The following is a 17014-nucleotide window of genomic DNA, read 5'->3' as shown; positions in this document are numbered from 1 at the left end:
TTAGCTTATGTAATAATATCTGGGTGCAGCAGGCTCAGGTGAACACAGCGGATGACATCGTCGTCGATCTACTCGTAACCGCGGGCAGGCTCACTCGGCTGGCCGGGGTGATCAGCGGCGACGACCTGCCGCGGGCGGTGTTGCGGGCACTTGCGGTGCTCGACGAACACGGCGCCGTGCGGGTCAGCGAGTTCGCCAGGATCGACCGATGTTCGCAGCCGGCAGCAACGACGCTGATCGGCAGGCTGGTCGCGGATGGTTTCGCGACCCGGCGCAAGGACTCGGCCGATTCCCGGGCCGTCGTCGTCGAACTCACCCCGGCCGGACGCAACCGGCTCACCCAGGCGCGGCAGGCCTTCGCCGCCGCGCTCACCACGCGGCTCGACGGCTTCGACACCGAACGCCTCGCCCGCATGGACACCGATTTGAACGAACTGCTGGAGGCCCTGAAAACGGCTACGCCACAGCATCATCCGATATAGAGGGAAGATCAATGAGCACCTTGGCTCCTGATCGCGCCGCAGGCGCGGAACCCACCGCGAGCAATCGCCAACCGAAAGCCGTTTGGGCCGTCGCCTTCGCCAGCGTGATCGCCTTCATGGGCATCGGGCTGGTGGACCCGATCCTGAAACCGATCGGCGAACAACTGCACGCCTCGCCGTCACAGGTGTCGCTGCTGTTCACCAGCTACATGCTCGTGACCGGCGTGGCCATGCTGATCACGGGCGTGGTGTCCAGCCGCTTCGGCGCGAAGAAGACGCTGGTAGCCGGCCTGGCCATCATCATCGTGTTCGCGGCGCTGGCGGGGTTGTCCGACACCGTCACGCAGATCGTCGGGTTCCGCGCGGGGTGGGGTCTGGGCAATGCCTTGTTCATCGCCACCGCGCTCGCCACCATTGTCGGCGCGGCCAGCGGCGGCGTCGCCCGGGCGATCATCCTCTATGAAGCCGCGCTCGGCATCGGCATCGCGACCGGACCGCTGCTCGGCGGCGTGCTCGGCGGAATCAGCTGGCGTGGACCGTTTTTCGGCGTCTCGGTGCTGATGGCCGTAGCCCTGGTCAGCATCGTCGTGCTACTGCCCGAGGGCCCGAAGCCGACGCACCACACCTCGATCACCGCGCCGTTCCGCGCGCTGCGCCACCGCGGGCTGCTGACCGTCAGCCTCACCGCGCTGCTCTACAACTTCGGCTTCTTCACGCTGCTCGCCTACACCCCGTTCCCACTGGACATGGGCACCTACGCGATCGGCTTCATCTTCTGCGGCTGGGGCATCCTGCTCGCGTTCTCCTCGGTGTTCCTGGCGCCGCGGTTGCAGCGGCGGTTCGGGTCGCTGCCGATGATGGGCCTGTCCATCGCGCTGTTCGCCGCGGACCTCGCGGTGATGGCGGCGTTCGCCGAGCACAAGCCGGTGCTGATCATCGGCACCGTGCTGGCCGGGCTGTTCCTCGGCGTGAACAACACGCTGATCACCGAGGCCGTGATGATCTCCGCGCCGGTCGAGCGGTCGACCGCGTCCGCGGCCTACAGCTTCGTTCGCTTCGCCGGTGGTGCGGCCGCGCCGTACCTGGCGGGCAAGCTCGGTGAGCACAGCGTCGCGCTGCCGTTCTGGGTCGGCGCAGCCTGTACTGCGGGCGCGGTGCTGGTCCTGGTGGCCGGGCGCGCGGCCCTCGCGCACATCGATGACCACGATCCGGCGCCGCACAGCGTCACCGAGGCGGAAGCGATCACCGTCGGCGACTGACCTCGCACCCGCGGCTGCCTGGACCCGCTCAGGGTTCAGGCAGCTGTTCTGTCTGCGATAACTACTCGGACAGCCGCCCGGGAGTACCGTCGAATGTCATGGGCGATGCGCAACGCGGGCGGGTAAAGATCGAAACCAGCCAGAAGCGAGTTCGGGTGTTCCTCGGCGGCCGGGTGGTGGCCGATACGGCGCAGCCGGTGCTGGTGTGGGAGGGTCCGCACTATCCGACCTACTACATCCGCGCCGCGGATCTCCAGGCGAAACTCGAACCGACCGGCCAGTCGCACCACTCCCCCAGCCGCGGCGACGCGACCGAGTACGACGTGGTCGTGGACGGCACCACCGCAACCGCCGCCGCGCTCCGCTATCACGATTCCCCGCTGGCCGAGCTGAACGACCTGGTGCGGCTCGACTGGAACAAGATGGACGAGTGGTTCGAGGAGGACGAGCCGGTCTACGTCCACCCGCGCGATCCGTACTCCCGGGTCGACATCCTCGGCAGCTCCCGGCATGTGCGAGTCGAGATCGACGGCGTCACCGTCGCCGACTCGCACTCGCCACGCATCCTCTTCGAAACCGGCCTGCCGGCAAGGTATTACCTGCCGATGACCGATGTGCGCATGGACCTGCTGCACCCGTCGGACACGCACACCAGCTGCCCGTACAAGGGCACCGCCGACTACTGGACGGTGCGCGTCGGCGACAACGAATACCAGGATTACGTGTGGGGTTACCGCACGCCGCTGCCGGAGAGCCAGAAGGTCGCAGGCCTGGTCTGCTTCTACAACGAGAAGGTCGACATCTACCTCGACGGCGAGTTGCAGGAACGTCCGAAGTCGCCGTTCAGCTGAGTCAGCGGTAGCCGATCAAGCCGTCCGCCAGCTCCTCGGCGTCACGGATACAAAACTGGCCCATAGTCACCGATCGACTATGGGCCTGCACTGCGTTGGTACCGATCAGAGATCGCGATACACGTCCCGGCGCCACCCGACCTTCACCACCAGGATCACCAGCACATCGTCTTGCACTTGGTAGACGACTCGGAAGCGGCCGACTCGCAGGCGATACGCATCCACGTTCACCAACTTTCGGATGGCCAACCCCTCGGCGTACGGATCGTCGCCAAGGACAGTGAGCGCGGTGAGGATGCGCATCGCGTCTCGTTGTTCCAGGTCTCGCAGTTCACGCCGGGCAGACTCGAGGAACTGAAACGTATATTTCACTTACGCGCCTCGAAAATATCGGCGAGCACTTCGGCCATGCTGGAGGTCTTTTCACCGGCGGCGAGGCGGGCGACGGCCTCTCGCGCCAACATTTCGTCTTCGGCGTCATCGACCGCTTCCACCACAGACAGGGGAACCAGCGCGGCGGCAGGAGTGCCGTCGCGGAGAATGATCACCTGCTCACCAGACTCGGCGGCATCGATGTATTTCGCCAGGTTGGTGCGTAGTTCGCGGGTGCTGATCTCACTCATATACACAGTGTACACGCATATGTGTACACGGCAGCCTTTGCCCTCTTCAACTCGGACAGCCGAGTACCCGGAGCAACCGGCGCATCACCTCCCCATACGCCTCCAGCACCCGAGCCTCCATCCCCCGAACCTACAGCCGCACGCCTTTCGATTTCCCGCACCTGGATTTGCATGCGATTTTCGGTGCGGGAAATCAGAAGGGGTGCGGCGGGGTCAGACTGCGACCAGTGGGGGTTTGTGGTCGGCTCGGCGGTATTGGCCTGGGGCTAGGCCGTATTCGCGTTTGAAGGCCTTGGCGAAGGCGAATTCGGAGGTGTAGCCGACCTTTCGGGCTATCGTGCCGAGTGGGGCGTCGGTGTCGCGGAGTAGGCGGGCGGCGGTGAGCATGCGCCAGCGGGTGACGTAGGCGAGGGGCGGTTCGCCGATGGTGGCGGTGAAGCGGCGGGCGAGGGTGGCGCGGGAGACGCCGGCGATGTCGCTGAGATCCGGGACGGTCCAGGATCGGGCCGGTTCTTCGTGCACGGCTCGAAGCGCGGCGGCGACCGCGGGATCGGCGAAAGCGCCTGCCCAGCCGGTGGATTGCGCGCTGGACTGCTCTTCGAACCAGGCGCGCAGCACGAAGAGCAGCAGGGTTTCGAGGATGGCCGGAACGGCGGCGTCGCTGCCCGGGCGCGGTTCGGCGATTTCGGCGGCGAGCAGGTCGACCGCGCCGCGCAGCGCGGGATGGCGACCGGGACGGGCCGGGAGATGGATGAATTCCGGTAGCTCGTCGAGCAGCGGATGGCTGCGCTGCTTACCGAGTTCGTATGCGCCGCACAGCAATGCGGTGCGCACCCCGGCCCCGGTGATCTCCCTCGGCTCCCCCGGCTGCGCCTTCTCGGTGACCGGACTGTCGAGGCTGTCGATCAGCACATGATCCGCGCCGCGCGGCATGAACACGACGTCGCCGACACCGAGCGCCATCGGCGTGCCGCCCGGCGGCACCAGCCAGCACGAGCCCTGCAACACGACGTGGAAACCGGCGCCGGGCACGACCGGATAGTCGCGACCCCAGGGGGCGTGCCGGATGAACATTCCGGAGGTCGGACTGCCCGTTCGGATGGCGGCGATGGTTTCACTGAGAACGTCCACTTGCTCACCATAGCGCTCCACAATGAGTGTTTGAGATATAGCAGCGAGTATCACGGCCATTGGTTAACTCATACAGCGCTCATAGATTGATGGCATGACATCGACGAGCCCCACCGGATCCAGCAAGAACATCGCCGTCTACGGTGCCACCGGCATCACCGGCGGCTACCTCCTCACCGAACTACACCGCCGCGGCTTCACTCCGATCCTGGTGGGCCGCAACGAAACACGCATCCGCGCCGCCGCGGTCGCCGCCGATCTCCCGAACGCCGAGATCCGCGTCGCCGACCTCGCCGACCACGACGCACTGGTCGCCGCGTTCACCGGCGCCGACGTGGTGATCAGCAGCCTGCCCGCCTACGTGGAGCACGGTGCGGCGGTCCTGGCCGCGGCGATCGAGGCCGGCGCGCACTACACCGACATGTCCGGCGAGCAGCTGTTCCTGAAGCAGGTCTTCGACGAGTTCGGCCCACGTGCCGAGGCGGCCGGGGTGAGCCTGGTCCCCGGCGTCACCGACAGCAATCTGCCCGGTGACCTGCTCGGCTACCTGACCACCCGCCGGGTGAGCGGCCCGGCCGAGGTAGTGGTCAGCCATCTGAGCAAGAGCGGCGGCAACGGTTCCAAGGGCAGCGCGAAGACGGTGCTGGCGAGTCTGGACTGGTTCCGCAGCGGCGGCTGGAACTACGCGGACGGCGAATTGCACACCGGCGCAACGGCCCGGCACTCCACGATGACCTTCCCCGGCGAGACCGCGCCGACCGCGGTGGCGAAATTCCCCCAGCCGCCGGTACTGACGATCCCGCGCCACTCCGACGTCTCCTATGTCGAAGGCGTGCTTGCCACTTCGATCCTCGACACTCTCAGCGGCTTCACCGCCGAGATCATCGACTCGCTGCCCGACGCACCGAGCGCCGATCTGCGCTATGACCTGGTCGTCGACGCGTTCGGGGCGGACGGCCGGACGGTCCGCGGCGTGGTGAGCGGCGTGCACTCCTACCGCGATTCGGCGCTGATGGCGGTAGCGGTGGCGACTCGATTGGCGGAGGGCACCACCAAGCCGGGTGCGCTCGCGCCTGCTGAAGCCTTCGACGCGGCCGAATTCCTCGATATATTGGCGCCTTTCGGCATCACCTGGCGCATCGCGGAACTCTGAACCAGGCGCCTTTGGGGTGAGTGACCGGACTTGAACCCGCGACCTCCTGGATCACAACCAGGCGCTCTGACCAACTGAGCTACACCCACCATGTGTTCAGCCACGGTAACGCGGCCGTTCAGCTCCGGTCACCTGGTTTTTCACCGGGGACGTCCGGCACCACCGCGCGCGGATCAGGCATAGTCGAATGATGACCGACAATCGACCCGAGCTCGCCGCCGTCCTCGACCTGTCCCCGCATCCGGAAGGTGGCTGGTTCCGCGAAACCTGGCGCAGCGCCGTGGAATTCAAGCCGGAGGGCTACGACGGCGCACGGTCCAGCGCGACCGCGATCCACTTCCTGCTGCTGCCGGGCGAGCAGTCCGCGCCGCACACGGTCCGCTCCGACGAGCTGTGGCTCTGGCATCGCGGCGGTCCGCTGGTGCTGAACATCGGCGGCGAGGAGATCGTGCTCGGGCCGGATGTCGAGCACGGTCAGGTGCTCCAGGCGGTGGTGCCGGGTGGGGTCAGTCAAGCGGCGCGCCCCGCAGGCGACGAGTACGTGCTGGTCAGCTGCTTCGTCTCGCCCGGTTTCGACTTCGCCGACTTCCAGATGGACTGAGCCTCACTCCCCGGCGTACTCGCGCCGCGTCCGTTCGACGAGTTCGGCGACGCCGAGCACCTCGGTGACCCCGGACGCGGCGTGGCCGGCGCTCCAGATGTCCGACCAGTTCTTCGGCGCGCCGGGATCGGCGAAATGCGCTGCGGTGTCGAAGGTTCCGGCACGCAGGGCGGCGACATCGATGCCGAGCGACTGCATCGAGCCGGCCAGCATATTGGTCGGCAGACCGGTGAACGCGGAGGTCAGCACCACGTCGTCGAGGCTGGACGCGGCGATCAGATCCTTGTGCGCGGGCGCGGCCATGCTCTCCGCGGTGGCGAGGAACTTGGTACCCATGTAGGCGAGGTCCGCACCGAGGGTGATCGCCGCACGTAAGGCGACACCATCGGCGATCCCGCCGGCCAAAACGACTGGACCGTCGAAGAATTCGCGCACGGCACGGACGAACGCGAACGGATTCGCCCAGCCGGTCTGCCCGCCCGCACCGGCGGTGAGCAGGATCAACCCGTCGACACCGCACTCGACCGCCCGCACCGCGTGCTGCACCGACGCCACATCCGCGAGAACCAGCGAGCCCACCTCGTGCAACGGGCCGACCACAGCGCGCGGCGTCCCGACCGAGGTGATCACGATCTCCGTCGGCTGCTCGCGCAACACCTGCAGATCCGGCAGCAGCCGCGCGTTCCCCGGGTGCACGATCAGATTCGCCGCGACCGGGGCCGGACGCGCCCCGTTACCCGACGCCAACGCGACATCGATCGCCGACAACCACTCCGACAGTTGTTCCGGCGTACGGGCATTCACCGTCGGGAACGCGCCGACCACGCCGGCCCGGCAGGCCGCGATCACCAACTCCGGCCCGGAGACCTGGAACATCGGCGCGGCGATCAACGGAACGGTCAGCCGCGCCGCGAGTTCGGTGAATCCAGGATGAGCCATGCCCGGACAATAGAGCAGCCCGCGTGACATCGAAAAACAGTTGGCGAACTGCCCATACGGCACCTGCCGACGTTGTCACTTCGCCCGCAGGTGACTACTCCGGCACCTCGACCACGCCCTCGTCGACCGCCCATTTGATCGTCTTCTCCAACTGCGGGCAGGAATCGGGGCGACCGAGGCCACCCCCGTTCCGGCTGAGTTCGGCGAAGACCGGGCAGTGCGTCTGCGGCGGCTCGGTCCACTGCACCGAGGTCTGATGCGAACTGCTCTTGCGCACCAGCACCCGGCTCTGGCAGGCCTGACACGCCAGCGGTGTCAGGCCCTGTTCCAGATAGTGCTGCTTGTCGACCACGGTCTGGGCGCGCACTTCAGCCTGCCGCGCCGGTTGGTCGGCGAAGTCGGGTGCTTTCGCCCAGGTGGCCATCAGACTCCGGCCTCCGCCTGGTTGGCGGCAGCCTCGTCGGCCTCCCGCTTGCGCCGCAGGTTCTCCGCGACCTCGGCCTCCCAGACCTCGTTCGCCTTGGTGGTGTCCACCTCGAACTCGAAGCGCTGGGTCATCTTGTCGGTGACGTCGGCGAGGTCGACGTAGAACTGGTCGTACCAGCGACGCAGCTGGTAGACCGGGCCGTCCTCCTCGCACAGCAGCGGGTTCTCGACCTTGGACTTGTGCTTCCAGATCTCCACGTCCTGGAGGAAGCCGACGCTGATGCCCTCGGTCATCTTGGCGGCCAGCTTGTCCGCCATCTCGCCCTCGACGCCCTGCGGCTTCTCCAGCGTGATGCCCCATTGCAGCACGAAGGAGTCCTGGGTCACCGGGTAGTGGCAGTTGATCAGGACGCTCTTGACCTCGTAGCCGGTGTACAGGTTGACCAGCGGATTGATCATGTAGGACGGCCCGAAGTACGAGGCCTCCGAGGTCAGCGTGGTGTCGCCGCCGTATTTGGAGGCCATCCCGATGTCCGGCCTGCCCTTCGTATTCAAGTACTGAGTGGCGATGTGCCCCTCGAAGACGTTCTTGAAGAAGGTCGGGAAGGCGAAGTGGATGTAGAAGAAGTGCGCCATGTCGACCACGTTGTCGATGATCTCGCGGCAGTTCGCGCCCTCGATCAGCATGGAGTTCCAGGTCCAGTCGGTCCAGCCGCTGTCGAGCTGCTCGACCGGGTTGCCGTCCGCATCGGTGTAAGGGCCCTTGATATGCGGGATGGTCACCTCGGGCGGCGGCTGGCTGCCCTCGACGTCGTGCCAGACGAACAGCTGGCCGTTGCGCTCCAGCGTGGTCCATTTACGGGTACGCGCCAGTGGCGGCACGCGCTTCCCGTACGGAATCGCGGTGCATTTGCCGTTCGTGCCGGACCAGCGCCAGTCGTGGAACGGGCAGGCGATGTCGTCACCCTTGACCTCGCCCATGCTCAGATCGCCGCCCATGTGCCTGCAGTAGGCATCGAGCACCCGCAGCTCGTCGTTGCTGTCGGCCCAGATCACGAGCTTGGTGCCGAACACATTCACCGCGTGCGGCTTGCCGTCGCGGAACGACTTGGCCAGACCGAGGCAATGCCATCCCCTCGCATAGCGGGTGGGCACGGTGCCGACGTCTAACTCCCGGACCTTCGCACCGCTCCCCTGTGGGGTAACTGCCATCGCGAATCCTCCTCCTTCTGTACTAGAACACGTTACAAAAATGTGGCGTTCCACGCCAGCGATTCACGCCACTTCCTGCACATGTCCATCCAGGACACGCGATCGACACCCGTTCTCGACAGAAATAAGAACCTGTTCTAGTCTCAGAAGCAAATGAGTACCGGTTATCCAATTGACCAGGCAGGAGCAGGTCCCGAGATGACGCAAGAAGTGACCGAACGGGTCGACGCGCTGTTGCCGACCCTGCGCGAGCGCGCGCAGGAGGCCGAGGACCTACGCCGCATCCCCGACGAATCCATGAAGGCGTTGCAGGAGACCGGGTTCTTCCGGCTGCTGCAGCCCAAGCAGTGGGGCGGTCACGCGGCCGACCCGGTGGTCTTCTACGACACCGTGCGCAAGCTGGCCAGCGCCTGCGGATCCACCGGTTGGGTGGCGGGCATTGTCGGCGTACACAATTGGCATCTGGCGCTGTTCGACCAGCGGGCGCAGGAAGACGTCTGGGGCGAGGACACCGAGGTGCGGATCTCCTCGTCGTACGCGCCGATGGGCGCGGGCACGGTGGTCGAGGGCGGCTACCTGGTCAACGGGTCCTGGGCCTGGTCCTCGGGGTGCGATCACGCCACCTGGGCGGTGCTCGGTGGTCCGGTGATCAAGGACGGCAAGCCGGTCGACTTCGGCAGCTTCCTCATCCCGCGCGACGACTACCGCATCGACGATGTCTGGAATGTGGTCGGATTGCGCGGCACCGGGTCCAATACTGTTGTGGTGAAGGACGTTTTCGTCCCGACGCACCGCTTCCTCAGCTTCCGCAAGATGAGCGAACTGACCGCGCCGGGCCTCGAGCAGAACACCGATCCGGTGTACCGGATGCCCTGGGGCACCATCCATCCCACCACCATCGCGACCCCGATCGTCGGCATGGCCTACGGCGCGTACGCGGCGCACGTCGAACATCAGGGCAAGCGGGTGCGCGCGGCCTACGCGGGCGAGAAGGCCAAGGACGATCCGTTCGCCAAGGTGCGCATCGCGGAGGCGTCCAGCGACATCGACGCGGGCTGGCGTCAGCTGTCCGGCAATGTCGCCGACGAATACGCACTGCTGTTGGCGGGCAAGGAGATTCCGTTCGACCTGCGGGTGCGCGCGCGGCGCGACCAGGTGCGTGCGACCGGACGCTCGATCGCCGCCATCGACAAGCTGTTCGAGAGCTCGGGCGCCACCGCGCTGGCGAACGGCACTCCGCTGCAACGGTTCTGGCGCGACGCGCACGCGGGCCGGGTGCACGCGGCGAACGATCCGGAACGGGCTTACCAGATGTACGGCCAGCACGAGTTCGGGCTGCCCGTCGTCGACGCGATGGTCTAGGAGCTGCTGTGACCTCTACCGTGGAACTCACCGCGGAATCGACCTCCCGGTTCGCGCAGGTGCGGCCGGATCTGCGGCTGCACTATCACGAGGCCGGCGTCGGCAACGGGCCGACGATCGTGCTGCTGCACGGCGGCGGGCCGGGCGCGTCCTCCTGGTCGAACTTCGCCCGCAATATCTCGGTGCTGGCGCAGAGTTTTCATGTGCTCGCCGTGGATCAGCCCGGATACGGGCAGTCGGACAAGCCGACCGAGCATCCGCAGTACTTCGTGCACAGCGCCTCGGCGCTGAAGGACCTGCTCGATCACTTGCAGATCACCTCGCGGGTGCACCTGCTGGGCAACTCGCTCGGCGGCGGCGCGGCCGTGCGGTTCGCGCTGGACTATCCGGATCGGGCCGGGAAACTGGTGCTGATGGGCCCGGGCGGGTTGAGCACCAACCTGTTCGCACCCGACCCGACCGAGGGCGTGAAGCTGCTCGGCAAGTTCAGCTACCAGCCGACCAGGGAGAACCTGGAGGCGTTCCTGCGCATCATGGTCTTCGATCAGTCGCTGATCACCGACGAGCTGATCGACCAGCGCTTCGCCGCGGCGAGCACGCCGGAATCGCTGGCCGCGGCCAAGGCGATGGGAAAGTCGTTCGCCGGTGCGGATTTCGAGCTGGGCATGCTCTGGCGCGACGCCTATAAACTGCGTCAGCCCGTGCTGTTGATCTGGGGTCGGGAAGACCGGGTCAATCCGCTGGACGGCGCGCTGGTCGCGACCAAACTGATTCCGCGCGTTCAGCTGCATGTGTTCGGCGGATGCGGGCACTGGGCACAGCTGGAGAAGTTCCACGAATTCAACCGGCTGACCATCGACTTCCTCGCCGGTTCGAAGGAGAAGTAATGGGGATTCGATCACTGGCCTACCTGCGCATCGAGGCGACCGACATGGCCGCCTGGCGCGAGTACGGCCTCAAGGTGCTCGGCATGATCGAAGGCAAGGGCGGGAATCCGGACGCGCTGTATCTGCGGATGGACGAATTTCCGGCCCGGCTGGTGATCGTGCCCGGCGAGCAGGACCGATTGCAGATCTCGGGGTGGGAGACCGCCAATGCCGGGGAGCTGCAGGACATTCGGACCCGGCTCGAAGGCGCGGGCGTGCCCTACAAGGAGGGCACCGCCGCGGAACTGGCCGATCGGCGAGTGCACGAGCTGATCCGTTTCGATGACCCCTCCGGCAACACCCTCGAGGCGTTTCACGGTGCGGCACTGGAACATCGGCGGGTGGTGAGCCCGTACGGGCACCGGTTCGTCACCGAGGAGCAGGGGCTCGGGCACGTCGTGCTCAGCACCAAGGACGATCAGGCCGCGCTGGAGTTCTACCGGGACGTGCTCGGTTTCCGGCTGCGCGACTCGATGCGGTTGCCACCGCAGATGGTCGGGCGACCGGCCGACGGCGACCCGGCCTGGCTGCGCTTCTTCGGCTGCAACCCGCGGCATCACTCGCTGGCGTTCCTGCCCATGCCGACGCCCAGCGGCATCGTGCACCTGATGCTCGAGGTGGCGGACGCCGACGACGTCGGGCTGTGCCTGGACCGCGCGCTGCGCAAGAAGGTCAAGATGTCGGCGACCCTCGGCCGGCACGTCAACGACAAGATGCTCTCGTTCTACATGAAGACGCCGGGCGGTTTCGATGTCGAATTCGGCTGCGAGGGACTCGAAGTCGACGACAATGATTGGATTGCCCGCGAATCCACGGCCGTGAGCCTGTGGGGCCACGACTTCACCGTCGGGCAGCGCCAGCAGTGACAGAGAGGGCGAGCGAGACGATGACCCATCCTGAAATCGACGCACGGGCCTTCCGCAATGTGCTCGGCCAGTTCTGCACCGGTATCACCGTGATCACCACCTTCGATGACGCCGGCGCACCGATCGGTTTCGCCTGCCAGTCGTTCGCCGCCCTCTCCCTGGACCCACCGTTGGTCCTGTTCTGCCCCACCACCACGTCGCGCTCCTGGGCGGCCATCGAGCAAGCCGGCCGCTTCTGCGTCAACGTGCTGGCCGAGGAACAACGAGAACTGTGCGCCCGCTTCGGTTCCCGCGAACCCGACAAGTTCGCCGGCGCCCCCTGGCACACCTCCCCCCGCACCCTCCCCGTCCTCGACGACGCCCTGGCCACCATCGAATGCACGGTGGAAAGCGTCGTCCCGGGCGGCGACCACCACATAGTCATCGGCCGAGTCCAAGCCCTCACCGAGTCGACCGCTTCCGGCCGCCCCCTCCTCTTCTACCGCGGCCAATACACCGCCATAGAACCCGAGAAGACCACCCCCGCCCCCTGGCGCGCCGACCTCGACCACTTCCTCACCACCACCACCCTCGACACCTGGTTGTAGTCGAACGCGAAATGGCCGAGAAACCTTGGTTTCTCGGCCATTTCGCGTTCGGTCGCCCAGGCGCTGATGTCGCGGTGGGTACCGCGACATCAGCTCGAGGTCAGGCGGTGGGGACGGATTCTTTTTCGCGCTGGAGTTCCAGGGCGATATCGATGAGTTGGTCTTCCTGGCCGCCGACGAGTTTGCGCTGGCCGGCGCGGACGAGCATTTCGGCGGCGGAGACGCCGTAGCGTTCGGCTTGGCGTTCGGCGTGCTTGAGGAAGCTGGAGTAGACGCCTGCGTAGCCCATCATGAGGGAGGAGCGGTCGAGCAGGCATTCCTGAGGCATGGCGGGGCGGACCACGTCTTCGGCGGCGTCGGCGATGGCGTAGAAGTCGATGCCGGTCTTGATGTCGAGCTTGTCGCAGACGCCGACCAGGGCCTCGACGGGGGTGTTGCCCGCGCCCGCGCCGAAACGGCGGGCGCTGCCGTCGATTTGGGTGGCGCCGGCCCGGATGGCGTAGATCGAATTGGCGACGGCGAGGTCGAGGTTCTCGTGGCCGTGGAAGCCGACCTGGGCATCGCTGCCGAGTTCGGCGACCAGAGCGGCGACGCGGTCGGTGACCTGGTCGAGCACCAAGGCGCCGGCCGAGTCGACGACGTAGACGCACTGGCAGCCGGCGTCGGCCATGATGCGGGCCTGCTTGGCCAGCACCTCGGGCGGCTGGGAATGCGACATCATCAGGAAGCCGACGGTTTCCAGGCCGAGTTCGCGGGCCAGGCCGAAGTGCTGGATGGAGACGTCGGCCTCGGTGCAGTGGGTGGCGATGCGGCAGATGGAGGCGCCGTTGTCCTGGGAGATCTTGATGTCCTCCTTGACGCCGACGCCGGGCAGCATCAGGACCGCGATCTTGGCCTGGGTCGCGGTCTCCGCGGCGATCTTGATCAGTTCCTGCTCCGGGGTCTTGGAGAACCCGTAGTTGAACGAGGAACCGCCGAGACCGTCGCCGTGGGTGACCTCGACGACCGGCACCCGGGCGCCGTCGAGGGCGGCGACGATGTCGCGGACCTCGGTGGCGGTGAACTGGTGGCGCTTGTGATGGGATCCGTCGCGCAGCGAGGTGTCGGTGACGCGGATATCGAGTTCTGCTGAGTAAGCCATGTTTTCGCTCCTTACACCCGAGCCGAGACGATTTGGCCGGCGATGACCTCGCCGACCTGTGTCGCAGCGGCGGTCATGATGTCCAAGTTGCCCGCGTACGGCGGCAGGAAGTCGCCCGCGCCCTCGACCTCGACGAAGACCGAAACCTTCGCCATGCCACCGGAAATCACCGACGGCGGGTCGTACTGCGGGTCGTTGAGCAGGCGGTAGCCGGGCACGTACTGCTGGATGTCGGCGACCATCCGGTGGATGGAGTCGGTGATCGCGTCGGTGTCGGCGTCCTCGGGAATCGCGCAGAAGATGGTGTCGCGCATGATCATCGGCGGCTCGGCCGGATTGAGGATGATGATCGCCTTGCCCCGCTGTGCGCCGCCGATGGTTTCGACGCCGCGGCTGGTGGTCTTGGTGAACTCATCGATGTTGGCGCGGGTGCCCGGACCGGCCGAGACAGACGACACCGAGGCGACGATTTCCGCGTAAACCACTGGTACGACGCGGGATACGGCGGCGACGATCGGGATGGTGGCCTGGCCACCGCAGGTGATCATGTTGACGTTCGGCGCGTCCAGGTTCGCGCCGAGGTTCACCGGCGGCACCACGGCCGGGCCGACCGCGGCCGGGGTGAGGTCCACCGCCCGGATACCGGCTTCGGCGTATCGCGGCGCGGCGGCGCGATGCACATACGCCGAGGTGGCCTCGAAAATCAGGTCGGGCAGCTCGGACTGGCCGAGCAGCCAGTCCACCCCTTCGGCGGAGGTCTCCAACCCCAGCCCGCGGGCCCGCTTCAAACCCTCACTGTCGGGATCGATCCCGATCATCCACCGCGGCTCGATCGCCTCCGAACGCAGCAGTTTGTAGAGCAGATCGGTACTGATGTTGCCGGACCCGACGATCGCGGCGGTGACGGTCCCGTTGTCGGACACCACAAGCCTCCTAAATGAATTGCAAACGGACAGAACCGAGTCCAGCGAACTCGGCATGGAATGCGTCGCCCGGGCGCGCGTCGATGGCGCGGGTGCACGAGCCGGGCAGCACGATGTCGCCCGCCTTCAGCCGCACCCCGAAGCTCGCGACCTTGCGCGCGAGCCAGGCCACCGCGATCACCGGGTCACCGAGCACGGCGTCGCTGCGCCCCTCGGCCACCACCTCGCCGTTGCGGGTGAGCACCGCGTCGATCTTCTTGATGTCGATGTCCTCGGGCGCCACCCGCTCCGGGCCGAGCACGTACCCGGCCGAGGACGCGTTGTCGGAGATGGTGTCGGTCAGGCCGATCTTCCAGTCCTTGATCCGCGAGTCGATCAGCTCGATCGCGGGCGCGAAAGCTACGGTCGCGGCGAGCACATCGGCCTCGGTGCAGTCCGCGCCGGGCAGGTCGGCGCCGAGCACGAAGCCGACCTCCACCTCGACCCTGGGGAACAGGTAACGCCCGGCCTCGACCGGAACGTCCTCGTAGACTTCCATTTCCGCGAGCAGATGACCGTAGTCGGGTTCGTCCACACCCATCATCTGCTGCATTGCCTTAGATGACAGGCCGACCTTGTGCCCGACGATCCGGGCGCCGCTGTCGAGCCGGCGCCGGATGTTGATCAGCTGGATCTCGTAGGCATCGACCACATCGATGTCCGGATGCCGGGCGACCAGCGGATCGATCGCCACCCGGTCGCGTTCGGCGAGCTCGAGCTCGTCGGCCAATGCGGTTCGTACCGTGTCGGACAGCACCTAGTTTCCTTCCATTCGATCGAGTGTCCCGAGCTGTTCGGAAAGCACCTGTTCCCCCGCCGCGGACCGCCCGGCCCGGCGACCGGAGAAGATGCAGTCCGACAGCGAAAGCCCGCTGACGTAGGACTCCGAGCAGATGCCGACGGCGGTCCGGCCTGCCGCGAAGAGTCCCGGAATATCGTTTCCGGCAGTCGATTTCACCGCGCCGGTGTGTTCGTCCACGACGACGCCGCCGAGGGTGAGCATCGGGCACGGGTTGGCCAGGCTGGGCTTGATGCCGACGTCCAGCAGCCAGAACGGCCCGGTACGAAGCGGTTTGGTGAATTCGGCGGGCTTGCCGACCGGGTCCGGGGCGCCGTCCTCGATCGCCGCATTGTGCGCGTCCACCGTGGCCAGCAGCCCGGTCACGTCGATGCCGGCCTTCGCCGCAACCGCTTCGAGCGTCGCGCCACGCTTCGCGGTGCGCCGCATCGTCTCGAACTGCCCGCGCTGGAACCACGCGCCCTGCTTGCCGATCTGGCCGATCGCGGTCCGCATCAGCTCGTCGTCGGCGAGCAGCCAGCCCTTGCCGTCGTGTTCGGTGATGAGCGCGTGGCCGACCGCCGCGCCGTACCTGGTCTCGTCGATCACCCGGCGGCCCGCGGCGTCGACCAGGATCGCGCCGGTGAAGGCACTGGGCGGCAACAGGAATCGCCACGCGGAGACATTGCTCATCCGGTCGGTGGCGGCGCCGGCCCGCTGCGCGAGCTGGATGCCGCTGCCGTCGTCACCGGTGGTGCCGAGCGCGAGCCCGCCGCGATAGGCCGGTGCGTGCTCGCGCACCATCGCGCGATTGGCGATGAACCCGCCGGCGCTGAGCACCACACCGCGACGAGCCAGCACGCGAATCATCTTGCCGTACTGGCGATCCAACCGGTCCAGGCGTTTCTCCAGCGCGGCGCGCAGCGGCGGGTAGTAGATGCCGGGCTTGGCCGCGACCTTCGCCATCCGGGTGTACCGATCCCGGACGCGACCGGGTGCGTCCCGCAGCGACCGGCACTCGACGCCGATCACCGCGCCCGTGTCGTCGACGATCAGTTGGGTTGCCTGCGTGAGAGTTTCGACCCGGACGCCGAGCCGGGAAGCGGCCGCGGTGAGCGGCCCCGTGAGCTGCTTGCCGGAGGTACCCTTGCCCTTGACCCGATGCCCACGCTGCGCGGCGGGGATGTCCCGGAACGCGCCGGAAATCTCGCTGCCGGAGTAGTAGAGGTAGTAGCTGTCGTTCGGATACGACGTCTTGTACGGGCACAGCGACGCCTCGAACGGAACGCCATGGCCCTTCAGCCACTCGATCATCGCCGGGCTGCCGTCCACGAACCGGCGCAGCGTCGCCGGCGACACCGCGTCGCCGACCTCGCGCTCCAGGTACGCGAGCATCGCCTCGGGCGTATCCGCGACACCGGCGTCCCGCTGCACCGACGTCCCGCCGCCCGCGTAGATGATCCCGCCGGACAGCGCCGATGCACCGCCGCCGGCGAATCGCTCCAGCGCGAGCACCTGCGCACCGTCGGCCGCCGCCTCCAGCGCCGCGGCGGCGCCGGCCGCGCCGAAACCCACGACGACCACGTCGGCAACCAGGTCCCAATCGAACCCCATGTACTTCACTCCGGTCTGAAACTGAAACGAGTTTCTCAGCAAACGGAAAGCCGAGTAAGTCTTCTGCCACACAACATAGACCAACGGCCGCCTCATTCTAT

19 protein-coding genes and 1 tRNA gene are annotated in these 17014 nt (G+C 66.9%); 9 read left to right on the top strand and 11 right to left on the bottom strand.

Translation table 11 applies throughout. The features are described 5' to 3' along the window. Positions 1-38: 38 nt before the first annotated feature. The 3 genes from F3087_RS21240 (at position 39) to F3087_RS21230 (ending at position 2592) form a co-directional block, all read left to right on the top strand. A complete protein-coding gene (locus F3087_RS21240) occupies positions 39-482 on the top strand; it encodes a MarR family winged helix-turn-helix transcriptional regulator (protein ID WP_223885249.1) in 444 nt (147 codons plus the stop codon). A gap of 11 nt (positions 483-493) precedes the next feature. Beyond that, entirely contained in the window at positions 494-1741 is a 1248-nt protein-coding gene (locus F3087_RS21235; RefSeq protein WP_150403772.1) for an MFS transporter, read from the top strand. A 98-nt stretch (positions 1742-1839) separates the two neighbouring features. Then, complete coding sequence (locus tag F3087_RS21230) at positions 1840-2592, top strand: DUF427 domain-containing protein (RefSeq protein ID WP_150403771.1); 753 nt, start codon at positions 1840-1842, stop codon at positions 2590-2592. A 105-nt stretch (positions 2593-2697) separates the two neighbouring features. Here F3087_RS21230 and F3087_RS21225 read toward each other — a convergent pair whose 3' ends face one another. The 3 genes from F3087_RS21225 to F3087_RS21215 all read right to left on the bottom strand — a co-directional run bounded on the left by F3087_RS21225 (position 2698) and on the right by F3087_RS21215 (position 4346). After that, positions 2698-2964, bottom strand: coding sequence for a type II toxin-antitoxin system RelE family toxin (locus tag F3087_RS21225; protein WP_150403770.1), 267 nt, complete (start codon positions 2962-2964; stop codon positions 2698-2700). Further along, positions 2961-3215, bottom strand: coding sequence for a type II toxin-antitoxin system Phd/YefM family antitoxin (locus F3087_RS21220; protein WP_150403769.1), 255 nt, complete (start codon positions 3213-3215; stop codon positions 2961-2963). The genes F3087_RS21225 and F3087_RS21220 overlap by 4 nt, the downstream gene beginning before the upstream one ends. 213 nt (positions 3216-3428) lie before the next feature. Further along, positions 3429-4346: an AraC family transcriptional regulator gene (locus tag F3087_RS21215; RefSeq protein WP_150403768.1), complete on the bottom strand. Its 918-nt coding sequence runs from the start codon at positions 4344-4346 to the stop codon at positions 3429-3431. Positions 4347-4440: 94 nt separating this feature from the next. Between F3087_RS21215 and F3087_RS21210 the strand changes: the two genes are divergently transcribed. Continuing rightward, positions 4441-5499, top strand: coding sequence for a saccharopine dehydrogenase NADP-binding domain-containing protein (locus tag F3087_RS21210; RefSeq protein ID WP_150403767.1), 1059 nt, complete (start codon positions 4441-4443; stop codon positions 5497-5499). 12 nt (positions 5500-5511) lie between these two features. Here F3087_RS21210 and F3087_RS21205 read toward each other — a convergent pair. Continuing rightward, positions 5512-5588 (bottom strand) — tRNA-His (locus F3087_RS21205). 98 nt (positions 5589-5686) lie between these two features. On the opposite strand from F3087_RS21205, the gene F3087_RS21200 reads away from it, so the two are divergent. Continuing rightward, positions 5687-6100, top strand: a complete 414-nt coding sequence (locus F3087_RS21200) for a cupin domain-containing protein (protein WP_396897574.1) — start codon at positions 5687-5689, stop codon at positions 6098-6100. 3 nt (positions 6101-6103) lie between these two features. Here the strand turns inward: F3087_RS21200 and F3087_RS21195 are convergent, their stop codons facing one another. The 3 genes from F3087_RS21195 to F3087_RS21185 form a co-directional block, all read right to left on the bottom strand. Further along, positions 6104-7039 carry an NAD(P)H-dependent flavin oxidoreductase gene (locus F3087_RS21195; protein WP_150403765.1) on the bottom strand — a complete coding sequence of 312 codons (936 nt, stop codon included), beginning with the start codon at positions 7037-7039 and terminating at the stop codon, positions 6104-6106. A gap of 94 nt (positions 7040-7133) precedes the next feature. Next, positions 7134-7463, bottom strand: coding sequence for a hypothetical protein (locus tag F3087_RS21190; RefSeq protein ID WP_150403764.1), 330 nt, complete (start codon positions 7461-7463; stop codon positions 7134-7136). Next, entirely contained in the window at positions 7463-8677 is a 1215-nt protein-coding gene (locus F3087_RS21185) for a Rieske 2Fe-2S domain-containing protein (RefSeq protein WP_150403763.1), read from the bottom strand. Before F3087_RS21185 ends, F3087_RS21190 begins: the two co-directional genes overlap by 1 nt. Before the next feature lie 198 nt (positions 8678-8875). Here F3087_RS21185 and hsaA point away from each other — a divergent pair, with 198 nt between their 5' ends. From hsaA to hsaB, 4 genes are read left to right on the top strand one after another with little or no spacing between them, the layout of a single operon-like run. Further along, positions 8876-10039 carry a 3-hydroxy-9,10-secoandrosta-1,3,5(10)-triene-9,17-dione monooxygenase oxygenase subunit gene (gene hsaA / locus F3087_RS21180; RefSeq protein WP_150403762.1) on the top strand — a complete coding sequence of 388 codons (1164 nt, stop codon included), beginning with the start codon at positions 8876-8878 and terminating at the stop codon, positions 10037-10039. An 8-nt stretch (positions 10040-10047) separates the two neighbouring features. Continuing rightward, a complete protein-coding gene (gene hsaD, locus F3087_RS21175) occupies positions 10048-10926 on the top strand; it encodes a 4,5:9,10-diseco-3-hydroxy-5,9,17-trioxoandrosta-1(10),2-diene-4-oate hydrolase (protein ID WP_150403761.1) in 879 nt (292 codons plus the stop codon). Next, positions 10926-11831 carry an iron-dependent extradiol dioxygenase HsaC gene (hsaC, locus tag F3087_RS21170; protein WP_150403760.1) on the top strand — a complete coding sequence of 302 codons (906 nt, stop codon included), beginning with the start codon at positions 10926-10928 and terminating at the stop codon, positions 11829-11831. Before hsaD ends, hsaC begins: the two co-directional genes overlap by 1 nt. Before the next feature lie 20 nt (positions 11832-11851). Next, positions 11852-12418, top strand: coding sequence for a 3-hydroxy-9,10-secoandrosta-1,3,5(10)-triene-9,17-dione monooxygenase reductase subunit (gene hsaB / locus F3087_RS21165; RefSeq protein ID WP_150403759.1), 567 nt, complete (start codon positions 11852-11854; stop codon positions 12416-12418). A gap of 100 nt (positions 12419-12518) precedes the next feature. On the opposite strand, the gene dmpG is transcribed toward hsaB, so the two are convergent. From dmpG to F3087_RS21145, 4 genes are read right to left on the bottom strand one after another with little or no spacing between them, the layout of a single operon-like run. Continuing rightward, complete coding sequence (dmpG, locus tag F3087_RS21160) at positions 12519-13559, bottom strand: 4-hydroxy-2-oxovalerate aldolase (protein ID WP_150403758.1); 1041 nt, start codon at positions 13557-13559, stop codon at positions 12519-12521. Between the two features lie 11 nt (positions 13560-13570). Then, positions 13571-14482, bottom strand: a complete 912-nt coding sequence (locus F3087_RS21155; RefSeq protein WP_150403757.1) for an acetaldehyde dehydrogenase (acetylating) — start codon at positions 14480-14482, stop codon at positions 13571-13573. 10 nt (positions 14483-14492) lie between these two features. Next, positions 14493-15278 (bottom strand): 2-keto-4-pentenoate hydratase, encoded by a 786-nt coding sequence (locus tag F3087_RS21150; RefSeq protein WP_150403756.1) that lies wholly within the window; start codon positions 15276-15278, stop codon positions 14493-14495. Beyond that, positions 15279-16913, bottom strand: coding sequence for an FAD-binding protein (locus F3087_RS21145; protein WP_150403755.1), 1635 nt, complete (start codon positions 16911-16913; stop codon positions 15279-15281). Between the last annotated feature and the right edge of the window lie 101 nt (positions 16914-17014).

Source organism: Nocardia colli (assembly GCF_008704205.1).
Taxonomy (GTDB): Bacteria; Actinomycetota; Actinomycetes; order Mycobacteriales; family Mycobacteriaceae; genus Nocardia; species Nocardia colli.
The sequence above is the reverse complement of the archived record's forward strand: the minus strand, read 5'-3'. Positions and strand labels throughout refer to the sequence as shown.